Source organism: Veillonella parvula (assembly GCF_001553335.1).
In the GTDB taxonomy this organism is placed as follows: Bacteria; Bacillota; Negativicutes; order Veillonellales; family Veillonellaceae; genus Veillonella; species Veillonella parvula_S.
Genome location: NZ_KQ960792.1, coordinates 2,087 through 2,312 on the forward strand (window position 1 = coordinate 2,087; position 226 = coordinate 2,312).

A 226-nucleotide genomic window follows, 5' to 3' on the forward strand; every position below is an offset into this window, starting at 1 on the left:
TATCATAGCGAAAAATTACAGAGTACTAAAACTGCTGCTATACTCGCTTTCTTTCTTATAGAGTTTTATCATAGCGAAAAATTACAGAGTACTAAAACCGCCAGATGATACAGGATACATAGAAACTAGTTTTATCATAGCGAAAAATTACAGAGTACTAAAACACCTGATGAATATAAAATTGATAGTTTTGAGTTTTATCATAGCGAAAAATTACAGAGTACTA